Raw genomic sequence first — 11261 nt, forward strand, 5'->3', positions numbered from 1 at the left:
GGCTCGGCAGCGATCGGCAAGGACGAGGTACAGCAACCGGTGCCGGGCAAGCGGACCAAGCGCTCCCGGTAGTGGGCATCAGCATCCGGCGACTCCAGCAACTCCCCCGAGAGAAACAGATCGATGCTTGCCAGGCCGGTGGTGATCGGGTGCCCCCAGCTGGCCACCTGCAGCGGTGCGAGCCGATGTGCGGCAAGGAAGTAGGAGATCGACGACATCCCGATCTCCGGGTAGAAGATCACGTCCGGGCAGTCTTCGGCCGCGGCGGCCAGCCAGCCGCTGGCATCGCCAATGCTGTGCCGATCACGCCAGCCATCAACCTGCGAGCGAGCAAAGGCCGTCTCTTCGTCCTCGGCGTTGCCCAGGTGATAGATCAACACTTCGAAACGCGTACGATCGAGGTGAAGCAACAAACCGCGCAAGACGATATCCCAGACCGAATGCCGGCGTACGTGATGCGATACCACCAGCAGCCGGATCTTGTCTCGCGGCGGGGGAGCTGTTCTGCCGGGTGATTGCAGGCATTCACCGACCAGATCGCCGTAGCGCGACAGCAGATCGAGGTGATTGCCGTCGCGGTAGGCCAGGAAGAACGGTTGCTGTGCGCTGGCAAGGTCGGCAGCGTGTATCTGCCGATCCGGGTCGGCATGCAGCCAGTCCGAAAGCGTATCGAGCGCGCGCGCGAAAGACCCCGGAACAGCGGTGGTCTCTTCGCTGGTCTGGGCGATTACCGGCAGGACCGCGGTCGCCAGCGCCAGCCGCGCCGTGGCACGTTCAGGGTGCGTGTCGAGTGCCTGGCGGTAGCAGTTTTCAGCTTCCTTCGACCGTCCGAGTTCCAGCAAGACGCCGCCCAGCCGCTCGAGGATTTCAGCATTCCTCGGCTGCGTCTTGAGCGCCTCCCGATAGCAGCCCTCTGCCTCGACGAAGCGGTTCTGGTCGGCAAGAAGCCGTCCCAGGTTGGTACTGGGATTGACATAGGCGGGCGCCAGTTGCCGGGCCCGACGATAGCATTCCTCGGCCTTGGCCAGACTCCCCAGTTCCTGGAGGACGTTGCCAAGATTGTCGAGGGCGGGAACATAGTCCGGAGCAAGCTGCAGCGCGGCAACAAAGCAGTCTTTCGCTTCGTCGAGACGTGCGGTCTTGCACAGGATGTTGCCCAGGCAGAAGTGTGCCGCAGCATATTCCGGCGCGAGTTGCACGGCCCGACGAGAGAAAGCTTCGGCTTCGCTGAAGCGCCCCAGTTCGCCCAGCGTATCGGAGAGACAGACCTGCAGTTCAGCAGAGTCGGGTGCGCCACGGAGAACACCCCGCAGGCAGACTTCGGCCTCATCGAATCTCCCCACCAATCGCAGCGCATCACCGAGAGCGAACTGTGCCCCCGGATTCCCGGGCTGAACTACCAGTGCCCGGCGGAAACTGGCCGTCGCTTCCTCGAAAAGCCCGCGTTCGACGAAAGCTCTTCCGAGTGCGGTTTGCGCGTCGAAATCCCCGGGCGACAGCGTCGTTGCGCGTTGCAACGCGGGCAAACCATTCTTGCCTTGCGCCTGCATGGTGGCACCCAGGAGTCCCCAGAGGAATCCGGACTGCTGGGGTTGTTCAAGCAGAACGCGCAGCATCGATTCGAGTTCGGCATGGCGGCCGGCATGGAACATGGCCACCAACTGGCGCGCGTCAACCGCCCCAGCCGTGCGTATGGCCTGGAGATTGGGCGTCGCTTCCGCCGCGCCTTGGCGCAGGCAGCAGGTCTTGTATTTCCTGCCACTGCCACACGGACAAGGGTCATTCCGTCCGGGCTTCATCGGCAATCGCTCCCGCCGCCGGCGCTAGCTACGGTAGTCGGCGTTGATTCGGACATAGTCGTAGGAGAGATCGCAGGTATAGACCGTTGCGCGAGCAGTGCCGCGTCCGAGGTCCACGCGGACGGTAATTTCCTCCTCGCGCATGATGCGCACGCCATCGTCTTCACGATACGAAACGGACCGGCCGCCTTTGTCGGCAACCAGAACCTCGCTATCGGCACCGCCCAGCCAGACGCGGACCCGCTCGACATCAAGGTCTTCGACGTCGGCATAGCCGATCGCGGCCAGGATGCGGCCCAGATTGGGGTCGGAGGCGAAAAAGGCGGTTTTGACCAGGGGCGAGTGGGCGATGGCATAACCGACGCGTTTGCACTCTTCGCGCTCCTGCCCCCCCTGGACGGCGATGGCGATGAACTTGCTCGCTCCCTCACCGTCGCGAATGATCGCCTGCGCCAGTTCCAGCGCGACCGCGATCACTGCTTCGCGCAGCGCGGCATAGGCAGGTGCCGAGGCGTCCGCACACTCGATGCCGGCCTGGCCAGTGGCAATCAGAATGAAGGAATCATTGGTCGAAGTGTCGCCGTCGACGCTGATGCAGTTGAACGATTCGTCAGCCGCTTCGCGCAACAGCTGTTGCAGCAGGGGCGTGGCGATACCGGCGTCGGTGGCGATGAAGCCGAGCATTGTCGCCATGTTCGGCCGGATCATCCCGGCCCCCTTGCTGATGCCGGTGATCGTGACGCTCTTGCCGTCGATTTGGACGCGTCGCGAGGCGGCCTTGGCGACGGTGTCGGTGGTCATGATCGCGTGCGCCGCGGCGTGCCAGTTGTCGGCGCGCAGATCGGCAACACAGTGTGGCAGGCCGGCGATAAGGCGGTCGACCGGCAGCGGCTCCAGGATCACTCCGGTCGAGAACGGCAACACCTGCCGATCGGCAACGCCCAGTAGCTGAGCGACCGCAACGCAGGTGTCTGTCGCCACCTGCCAGCCGGGTTCTCCGGTGCCGGCATTGGCGATGCCGGTATTGATCACCAGCGCCCGCAGGTCGCTGCCAAGTTCAAGATGACGGCGGCAGACCTGCACGGGCGCCGCGCAAAAGCGGTTGCCGGTAAAGACGCCGGCGACCCGGCTACCGACGTCCAGCGCCAGCAGGGTCAGGTCGCGTCGATCAAGCTTACGGATTCCCGCTTCGGCAACACCGAGACGGACGCCCGCGACTGGAAAAAGCTTGGCGGGGGTGGGGGTGTGGTAGTTGACTGGCATGACAAGCTCGCGAACGGAGGCAGGCAAGGGACGGGGAAGGGTGCTGGCGATCGGGTCGGCATTGGGTCAGCAGGGGCGGCCGGTCGGTCGGCACACCCCGGCGTTGGCGACTACGACAACTTGCCGTGACAGAACTTGTATTTCTTGCCCGAGCCGCAAGGGCAGGGGTCGTTACGGCCGACTTTCGGTCCCGCCTGTAGCGGTTGCAGAGTGTCGTCCGCAGCATCCGCATCAGCCGACCCCAGCGCCTCGTCGTAGTCGACATGCTGATAGCGAACGTTCTGGACCTCGGCGTGCGGGGCGGTTTCCTCGACGTCCTGCGAACGTATCTGAACGGTCATCAGGAGGCGCGTGACGTCACTGCGCACGCTGTCGAGCAGTCGCTCGAACAGCTCGAACGCTTCACGCTTGTACTCCTGCTTCGGGTTCTTTTGCGCGTAGCCGCGCAGGTGAATGCCCTGCCGCAGGTGATCAAGCGCCGCCAGGTGTTCGCGCCAGTGCGTATCGAGGCTCTGGAGCATGACGTTGCGTTCGAACTGGTGAAAGGTCTCGGCGCCGACCAGTTCGACTTTCGCCGCGTAGGCAGCGGTCGCCGCGTCGACAATCCGGGCGAGCATTTCCTCGTCGCGCAGATTGGGTTCCGTGGTCGACCACTCGACAATCGGCAGCGGCAGCCGGACTTCGGCGGCCAGTGCTTTTTCCAGTCCTGGCAGATCCCATTGCTCCTCGACACTGTCGGCCGGTACGTGCAGCCGGAAGCTGTCGCGCAACACGCCCTCGCGCATCGCGGTGATGGTTTCCGAGATGTCGTCGCTCTCGAGCAGCTCATTACGCTGGGAGTAAATGACTTTCCGCTGATCGTTGGAAACGTCGTCGTACTCGAGAAGCTGCTTGCGGATGTCGAAGTTGCGTGCTTCGACCTTGCGTTGTGCCGACTCGAGTGAGCGCGAGACGAGCGGATGCTCGATCGGCTCGCCTTCCGGCATCTTGAGGCGTTCCATGATCGACTTCAGCCGATCACCGGCGAAAATGCGCAGCAGGGCATCGTCGAGGGCCAGGTAAAAACGCGATGAGCCGGGGTCACCCTGGCGACCGGACCGGCCGCGCAACTGGTTGTCAATCCGGCGCGACTCATGGCGTTCCGAGCCGATGATATGGAGGCCTCCGGATGCCACCACCTGATCGTGAAGCACCTGCCATTGCGAGCGGATCGCGGCGATGCGCTCATCCCGTTCGGCGGCGGGCAGTGTTTCGTCGTCGCGGATCTGCGAGATCTCTCTCTCGATGCTGCCACCGAGAACGATGTCGGTACCCCGGCCGGCCATGTTGGTGGCGATGGTGATCACGCCCGGACGGCCGGCTTGAATGACGATATCGGCTTCGCGGGCATGCTGCTTGGCGTTGAGCACCTGATGCGGCAGCTTTTCGTGATCGAGCAGCGCCGAGAGGAGTTCCGAGTTTTCGATCGACGTCGTGCCTACCAGTGCCGGCTGTCCGCGCTCGCGGCAACTACGGATGTCGGCGACGATCGCGGTGTGCTTCTCCTTGGCGGTGCGAAAGACCTGATCGTTGTTGTCGGTCCGTCGCATCGGCTTGTTGGTCGGGATGACCACCGTTTCGAGGCCGTAGATCTGCTGGAATTCGTAGGCTTCGGTATCGGCCGTGCCGGTCATCCCCGATAGCCTGCCGTACATGCGGAAGTAGTTCTGAAAGGTGATCGATGCCAGGGTCTGGTTCTCGTTCTGGATCTTCACGCCTTCTTTGGCTTCGACGGCCTGGTGCAGGCCATCGGACCAGCGACGACCCGTCATCAGGCGGCCGGTGAATTCGTCAACGATGATCACTTCGTCGTTCTGCACCACGTACTGCTGATCCTTGAGAAACAGGTTGTGGGCGCGCAGTGCGGCGTACAGATGGTGGATCAGCAGGATGTTGCTGGCGTCGTAAAGGCTGCCGCCAGCGGGCAGCAGACCGGAGCTGGCCAGGACCTCTTCGGCATGCTCATGACCGGCCTCGGTCATCAGAATCTGATGGCCCTTCTCGTCGACCCAGTAGTCGCCGGGCCCCTCCTCTTCCTTGCAGCGTTCGAGCAAGGGCGCGATGGCGTTCATGCGCACGTAGAGATCGGTGTGGTCCTCGGCCTGGCCGGAGATGATCAGTGGCGTACGCGCCTCGTCGATCAGGATCGAATCCACCTCGTCGACAATTGCGAAGCTCAGCTTGCGCTGTACCCGCTCGCCACCGGAGTAGACCATGTTGTCGCGCAGGTAGTCGAAACCGAACTCGTTGTTGGTACCGTAGGTGATATCGGAGGCGTACGCCGTTTGCTTCTCTTCGTGCGGCATCTGCGACAGGTTCACGCCGACCGACAGCCCGAGAAAGCGATGCAGGCGCCCCATCCATTCCGCGTCGCGGTTGGCCAGATAGTCGTTGACCGTGACGATATGGACGCCCTTGCCGGCCAGGGCATTGAGGTAGGCGGGCAGCGTCGCCACCAGCGTCTTGCCTTCGCCGGTGCGCATCTCGGCAATCTTCCCGTCGTGCAGGACCATGCCGCCGACCAGCTGCATGTCGAAATGGCGCATGCCCAGCGCGCGCTTGCCCGCCTCGCGCACGACGGCGAACGCTTCCGGAAGCAGCTCGTCGAGTGTCTCGCCGTTGGCCACCCGCGCCTTGAACTCGGCCGTCTTGCCGCGCAGATCCTCGTCGGACAGCACGCTGATATCCGCTTCCAGGGCGTTGATCTTGCGGACAGCCCGCGAGTACTGCTTGATCAGCCGATCATTGCGGCTGCCAAAAATTTTTTTGAGTAGGCCGGGAATCATTGTGGGAACGATAGAGGAAGTTGCGAAGTTAGCATTGGGACCCTTGCCAGGCAGCGGACGAGCTGCATTTCGGCTGCGAATGGTTGAGAGCGGTGGGGATCGGACCGCCGAAGAGGCGAGATGACAGGCTCAACACAATCATGCGGCACGCGGCATGGATACTACCTTCAAGACTCGATCGACGCAATTCTGGCGTCGCTCGCAGCAGGTCGCTGACCCTGATGGCGAAGGTCGCTGCAGGGCTCACACACGGCCGGCGACCGGCCGGGAAGCGGCTGCTCGTGACCTTGCCGCGCGCTTGCCCGCCTGCCGCAGGCCATCGCTGCTGACACCCCGCGACGAAAGGCCTATTCGTATCGGCCAGAGGTGTAGGATTGCCGCTTGTCAGGGATGACGGAGCGGTGCTCTAATTCCTGCAATGTCGCACCTCATGAGGAGTCGAAAATGCCAGACAATCGCTTCAAACCACTGCCCTGGACCAGGCTCAAGAGAGGCGTTCCTTGCCACTTGCCGAAGATCGCGTTGTGCACCCAACTTGACGCCGATTCTCCGGCATTGGAGGTGATGACCGACTTTCGCAGGCTGGCGCCGGTGACGGTTTCTCGGGATACCTCGCTCGACGACGCCAACCGCATCATGACGCTATGCAAAGCTCACTATTTGCTGGTCAGTGATCAACAGCAGCAATTGCTGGGAATTGTCAGCGAGGCCGGCACCAGGGGTCACCGGCCGCTCGCGGTGGCTCATGCGGTGGGCGTTCGGCCGCGCGACCTGGTGGTCGGTGACGTGATGATAAAGAAACACGACGACGCCGACGTCATCCATTTGCGGGACCTTGCCGGCGCCAAGGTCGGTCAGGTCGTGGCTACGCTCAAGGCCCTGGGGGTGTCTTACTGCCTGGTTGTCGAGCACGATGAAAACGACAACCACGTCCTGTGCGGCGTGTTTTCACTGGCCCAGATCGAACGCCAGATGGGGCTTGAGCCGCAAACCGAAGGTGTCGCGCACACTTTTTCGGAGGTGGTGAGTACGCTCGGTCACTGAACGGCGGCGCTCCGGGGGCGGCAGCCGACCGGCTCACTGCCAGCGGGGCGGGTCGAACGGCGTTGACCGATCGCTACCATGGTTGCCCGGACGTCGCCAGGCGACGCGGCAACGACGATAGAATATGACGCATTCCTCCTCACCAAGCGATCCCGACCATGAGTACCCGTAACGAAGCAGCCGAAGTTTCCTTCGACGACCCCAACCGGCACGCGATGACTCAGCGCTGCACGTGGATCAGCGTCGTGGTCAACGTCTTCCTGACCATTGCGCAGGTCGTCGCCGGGATCGTCGCCAACTCGCAAGCCCTGGTCGCGGACGGAATGCACTCGCTATCCGATCTCGTCTGTGACTTCCTGGTGCTCTTCGCAGCCCATCACAGCAAGGACCCGGCCGACGAAAGCCACCCTTACGGTCATGCGCGCATCGAAACCGCGGCGTCGTTTGGCCTGGGGGCAATTCTGGCGGCGACCGGCGGGGCCATTATCTGGAGTGCTGGAGTAAAGCTGCAGAATCTCGGCGACCTGCCGCCGGTGGCGCCACTTGCCCTGTGGGCGGCGATCATCGCCTTGATCGCCAAGGAAGGACTGTTTCGTTACATGCTGCATGTCGGCGAACGCCTGCGCTCGCCGATGCTGATCGCCAATGCCTGGCACGCCCGTTCCGACGCGGCCTCGTCGCTGGTGGTTGCCGTCGGCATCGGCGGCAATCTGATGGGCTTCACCTTTGCCGATTCGGTGGCGGCGGTGATCGTCGGTTTCATGATCGTTCGCATGGGTGTGGTGTTCTCCTGGGAGGCGCTCCAGGAGTTGATCGACACCGGCTTGTCGGTCGAGGAAGTCGCTGGTATTCGTCAGGTGATCATCGACACCCCCGGCGTCGGCAGCCTGCATGAGTTGCGCACCCGCCGCATGGCACATCGCTCGCTGGTCGATGCGCACGTCTGCGTCAATCCGCGGATCAGCGTTTCGGAAGGCCACCGCATCGCCGAGCTGACCCGCCAGCGGATCCTCGACAGCCACCCAGCCGTGTCTGATGTGCTGGTTCATGTCGACGTCGAGGACGACCTTGATCACGACAGCAAGAGCCAGAAGCTGCCCGATCGCAGCGAACTGATGCAGTACCTGACACCGGTTCTCGCCGGCCTGCCGAAGCCTCATCGTGTGGTCCTGCACTACCTCAAAGGCCGGGTCGAAGCGGAGGTCTTTCTGCCCATTGACACCCTTGCCGACCCGGCTGTCGTGGAAAGGGCTGAACGCGACTTTGCCGGCTGCCTGCGGACCCATCCATTGCTGCGTGCGCTGTCGATCAACTATCGTCAGCGCGTGTTACCGGGACCGGCTGACTGAGCTTTACCGGGCGCCGCGGCTGCGAGCAGCGGGATCGACGTTCGCCGCACTTCAGCCTGGACCAAAGGTCGCACTCTTCGCGCCGCCTGTTGATTGCGCGAGTTTTTTCTGGCTGGCGAGAAACACCACTTTGCCGCCTCGCACGATGTTGTCGCGAGGCCTTCGTCAGGCGCGCGCGGCCTCTGGCCGATTGTGGGCGCGTGCTATAATCCCCTTCTTTTTCAATGCTTGAGAGGCGAACGATGTTTTCGGCTAACGACACACTGGCGAAAGTGGATCCCGAGATCTGGCAGGCGATCGAGAACGAGAACCGCCGTCAGGAAGAACACATCGAATTGATCGCTTCGGAGAACTATGTCAGCCATGCGGTGATGGCCGCGCAAGGTTCACAGATGACCAACAAGTACGCCGAAGGCTACCCGGGCAAGCGCTACTACGGTGGCTGTGAGCACGTCGACGTCGCCGAACAACTGGCGATCGATCGCCTCAAGAAGTTGTTTGGCGCCGAGGCTGCCAATGTCCAGCCGAATTCCGGCTCGCAGGCCAATCAGGCGATCCTGATGGCCTTTGCCAAACCGGGTGACACGATCATGGGCATGAGTCTGGCCGAGGGTGGGCACCTGACGCATGGCATGCCGCTCAATATGTCGGGCAAGTGGTTCAACGTGGTCGCTTATGGCCTCGACCAGCATGAGGCGATCGACTACGAAAAGATGGAAGCGCTGGCTCGCGAACACAAGCCGCGGATCCTGATCGCCGGTGCGTCGGCGTACTCCCTGCGCATCGACTTCGAGCGCTTTTCGCGCGTGGCAAAGGAGATCGGCGCGATCTTCATGGTCGACATGGCGCACTATGCGGGTCTGATCGCCGCCGACTGCTACCCGAACCCCGTGCCGCACGCCGATGTGGTGACCTCGACGACCCACAAGACGCTGCGCGGTCCGCGTGGTGGAGTCATCCTGATGAAGGCGGAGCACGAGAAAGCGATCAACTCGGCTGTTTTCCCCGGTCTGCAGGGTGGACCCCTGATGCATGTCATCGCCGCCAAGGCGGTGGCTTTCAAAGAGGCGCTGAAGCCGAGCTTCACCAAATACCAGGAGCAGGTGCTGGCCAACGCCCGTGTTCTGTCGCGGGTGCTGGCGGAAGAGCGCGGCATGCGTATCGTCTCGGGTCGTACCGAATCGCACGTGTTCCTGGTTGATTTGCGGGCCAAGAACATCACCGGCAAGGAAGCCGAGGCGGCGCTGGGCGCGGCGCACATCACGGTCAACAAGAACGCCATCCCCAACGATCCGCAGAAGCCCTTTGTTACTTCCGGTATCCGCATCGGTTCGCCGGCGATGACCACGCGAGGCTTCACGGAGATCGAATCCGAACTGGTCGGGCACATGATTGCCGACGTGCTGGATGCGCCCGGTGACGAAAAGGTTCTTGCCAGAGTGCGCGCCGACGGCGCGGCGCTGTGCAGGAAATTCCCGGTTTACGCTGGTCCGACGGGATGAAATGCCCGTTCTGCGGCGCTGACGAAACAACCGTCGCCGACACGCGCATCAACGACGACGGCGACATCGTCCGTCGCCGTCGGCGCTGTCTCAAGTGCGACAAGCGCTTCACCACTTACGAGCGGGCCGAACTGCGGATGCCGCAGGTGATCAAGAAAAACGGCTCGCGGGTGGACTTCGACCCCGAAAAGCTTGCCGCCAGTCTCTGGCTGGCACTGCGCAAGCGCCCGGTGGGCACCACCGCCGTCGAGGCGGCGATTGCCCGCATCGAGGAAAAGCTGCTGGCGCTCGGCGAGCGCGAGCTGGCCTCGGAGAAGATCGGCGAGATGGTGATGCTCGAGTTGAAAAAACTCGACAAGGTGGCTTACGTTCGCTTTGCCTCGGTCTATCGCAATTTCGAGGACGTCGACGAGTTCTCCAAACTCATTCGCGAAGTCTCTCGCTCGCCACAGAAACTCGGCCGTTGATGGCGCCGGGGTTCAGTGCCGCTGACCACGAAATGATGGCGCGGGCGCTGCGCCTTGCCGAACTCGGACTCTACACCACCACTCCCAACCCCCGTGTCGGCTGCGTCATCGTCAAGGATGGCCGGGTCGTCGGCGAAGGCTGGCATCGCCGTGCGGGGGAGCAGCATGCCGAAGTGCTCGCCCTGCACCTTGCCGGAGAGAAAGCACGTGCGGCCACCGCTTACGTCACGCTCGAGCCCTGCAGCCACCATGGTCGCACGCCACCGTGTGCCGAGGCGCTGCTGGCGGCTGGTGTGGGGCGGGTTATCGTCGCCATGCAGGATCCCAATCCGCTGGTGGCCGGGCAGGGGTTGGCGATCTTGCGCGACGCTGGTGTGTTGGCCCAATGTGGGCTGCTCGAGGTCGAGGCCAGAGAACTCAACATCGGCTTTGTCGCACGGATGACGCGTGCGCGGCCGTGGCTGCGCATGAAACTGGCCGCCAGCCTCGACGGCAAGACAGCGCTGCGCAATGGCGCCAGCCAGTGGCTGACCGGGCCGGCGGCCCGGCAGGACGGACATCGCTGGCGCGCGCGCGCCTGCGCCATTCTGACCGGGATCGGCACCGTTCGCAGCGACGATCCGCAGCTCAACGTGCGCGGTGTGGATGATGGGCTCTCCGGGGATTTGCGGCAGCCGCTGAAAGTGGTGGTCGATAGCCGGCTGGAACTCTCTCCTGAGGCCAGGCTGCTGGGTGGCGACGTCCTGGTCGCTGCCGCCGCGGCAACTCCTGGCCGGGTCGCCGTTCTCGAACAGCGCGGGGCGGAGGTGGTGCTGCTGCCGGGCTCCGACGGACAAGTCGATCTGACGGCGCTGCTCGAGGAGCTCGCCCGCCGTGGCATCAACGAAGTGCACGCAGAGGCCGGTTGCGGACTGGGTGGATCTCTTCTCGCGGCCGGTCTGGTCGACGAACTGCTGCTCTACCTGGCGCCGTGTCTGATCGGCGATGTGGCGCGCGGCATGTTCGACCTGCC

Annotated in this window: 8 protein-coding genes; 5 read left to right on the forward strand and 3 right to left on the reverse strand. The window is 63.4% G+C overall.

Features of this window, described 5'->3' with window-relative positions; translation table 11 throughout:
- The 3 genes from RUW20_RS05375 to secA form a co-directional block, all read right to left on the reverse strand.
- Nucleotides 1-1799, reverse strand: a 1799-nt coding sequence (locus RUW20_RS05375; RefSeq protein ID WP_313951167.1) for a tetratricopeptide repeat protein, incomplete at its 3' end; no start/stop codon positions are given.
- Between the two features lie 24 nt (nucleotides 1800-1823).
- The gene (argJ, locus tag RUW20_RS05380; RefSeq protein WP_313951168.1) at nucleotides 1824-3062 is read right to left on the reverse strand and encodes a bifunctional glutamate N-acetyltransferase/amino-acid acetyltransferase ArgJ; all 1239 of its coding nucleotides are present in this window, start codon (nucleotides 3060-3062) and stop codon (nucleotides 1824-1826) included.
- A gap of 110 nt (nucleotides 3063-3172) precedes the next feature.
- Nucleotides 3173-5887 (reverse strand): preprotein translocase subunit SecA, encoded by a 2715-nt coding sequence (gene secA / locus RUW20_RS05385; protein WP_313951169.1) that lies wholly within the window; start codon nucleotides 5885-5887, stop codon nucleotides 3173-3175.
- Between the two features lie 444 nt (nucleotides 5888-6331).
- Here secA and RUW20_RS05390 point away from each other — a divergent pair, with 444 nt between their 5' ends.
- From RUW20_RS05390 to ribD, 5 genes are all read left to right on the forward strand, one after another.
- Entirely contained in the window at nucleotides 6332-6931 is a 600-nt protein-coding gene (locus tag RUW20_RS05390; protein ID WP_313951170.1) for a CBS domain-containing protein, read from the forward strand.
- Between the two features lie 158 nt (nucleotides 6932-7089).
- On the forward strand, nucleotides 7090-8280 hold the full coding sequence (locus RUW20_RS05395) for a cation diffusion facilitator family transporter (RefSeq protein WP_313951171.1): 1191 nt from the start codon (nucleotides 7090-7092) through the stop codon (nucleotides 8278-8280).
- 242 nt (nucleotides 8281-8522) lie between these two features.
- Nucleotides 8523-9782, forward strand: coding sequence for a serine hydroxymethyltransferase (gene glyA, locus RUW20_RS05400; RefSeq protein WP_313951172.1), 1260 nt, complete (start codon nucleotides 8523-8525; stop codon nucleotides 9780-9782).
- Nucleotides 9779-10249, forward strand: coding sequence for a transcriptional regulator NrdR (nrdR, locus tag RUW20_RS05405; protein ID WP_313951173.1), 471 nt, complete (start codon nucleotides 9779-9781; stop codon nucleotides 10247-10249). The genes glyA and nrdR overlap by 4 nt, the downstream gene beginning before the upstream one ends.
- Nucleotides 10249-11261, forward strand: a 1013-nt coding sequence (gene ribD, locus RUW20_RS05410; protein ID WP_313951174.1) for a bifunctional diaminohydroxyphosphoribosylaminopyrimidine deaminase/5-amino-6-(5-phosphoribosylamino)uracil reductase RibD, incomplete at its 3' end; no start/stop codon positions are given. The genes nrdR and ribD, both read left to right, overlap by 1 nt.

Origin of the sequence: Accumulibacter sp., from assembly GCF_032229525.1 — a bacterium.
Classification (GTDB): Bacteria; Pseudomonadota; Gammaproteobacteria; order Burkholderiales; family Rhodocyclaceae; genus Accumulibacter.

Coding starts and splice junctions, on each gene's coding strand:
- secA (WP_313951169.1), bottom strand. CDS start 5,887: ATGATTCCCGGCCTACTCAAAAAAATTTTTGGCAGCCGCAATGATCGG.
- nrdR (WP_313951173.1), top strand. CDS start 9,779: ATGAAATGCCCGTTCTGCGGCGCTGACGAAACAACCGTCGCCGACACG.
- RUW20_RS05395 (WP_313951171.1), top strand. CDS start 7,090: ATGAGTACCCGTAACGAAGCAGCCGAAGTTTCCTTCGACGACCCCAAC.
- glyA (WP_313951172.1), top strand. CDS start 8,523: ATGTTTTCGGCTAACGACACACTGGCGAAAGTGGATCCCGAGATCTGG.
- RUW20_RS05390 (WP_313951170.1), top strand. CDS start 6,332: ATGCCAGACAATCGCTTCAAACCACTGCCCTGGACCAGGCTCAAGAGA.
- argJ (WP_313951168.1), bottom strand. CDS start 3,062: ATGCCAGTCAACTACCACACCCCCACCCCCGCCAAGCTTTTTCCAGTC.